The sequence below is a fragment of the Corallococcus sp. AB049A genome (assembly GCF_003668885.1).
In the GTDB taxonomy this organism is placed as follows: Bacteria; Myxococcota; Myxococcia; order Myxococcales; family Myxococcaceae; genus Corallococcus; species Corallococcus interemptor.
Genome location: NZ_RAWL01000869.1, coordinates 1 through 691, shown reverse-complemented (window position 1 = coordinate 691; position 691 = coordinate 1). Strand labels below are relative to the sequence as shown.

The window sequence follows — 691 nt, the reverse complement described above, 5'->3', positions numbered from 1 at the left end:
CTCCCCCAGGAGTCCCACCCCCCAGTGCCCATTCCCATACACGCGGCGCTGCGCGGGGCTCATCCCTCCGGGTCCAATCGCTGAGTTCAATTCGTAGAAGACATTCGCCCCCAGGAGCCAGGCGCTCAGTCGGTGCGGATCCACCGCGAACCCCAGCCGGCCGTGCAGCTCGAAGCGCAGCAGGTTCGTGGAGAAGCTCCCCGTGATTTCGTTGAGCGGCGGCGTCCCCTCCTGGGGCTCGCAGTTCGGGTCGGTTCCCGTCTGGTTCGCGAAGAAGCACCCGTCCTCGCCGTTGGAGTAGTGCCCCGCGATGACGTTCAACCCCAGCGCCAGCACCCGGGGCGCGCTGTCCCTGTCCGGGCCGTGCAGGAGGCGCAGGTGCGCCGCCTGGAGCGTCAACTTCATCAGGTACGACGGCGGCAGGATGGGGTTGCTGTCCGTGTTCGCCATCCGCAGCCGGATGTTGGGCGTGAACACCGCCGAGAACAGCGTCTCTCGCCCGTCCTGCTTGAAGTCGTCCAGCTTCAACTGCGGCAGGAAGAGGTTGGGCGCGAACTGGCCCTCGAAGACCAGCGGCAGCGGCGAGTGCGGGTCCCCCTGCCGGTGGATGCGGTTGGGTGACACGAACAGGTACGTGCGGTCCAGGAACAGCGGCGTCTGCAGGTCGTACTCCACCTGGAGCCCCTTCGCC

General features: G+C 67.4%; 1 protein-coding gene. It reads right to left on the bottom strand.

The genetic code is table 11. The features are described from left to right. Positions 1 to 691 (bottom strand): hypothetical protein (locus D7X55_RS43820; protein WP_121725719.1); only part of this gene is annotated, 691 nt, incomplete at both ends.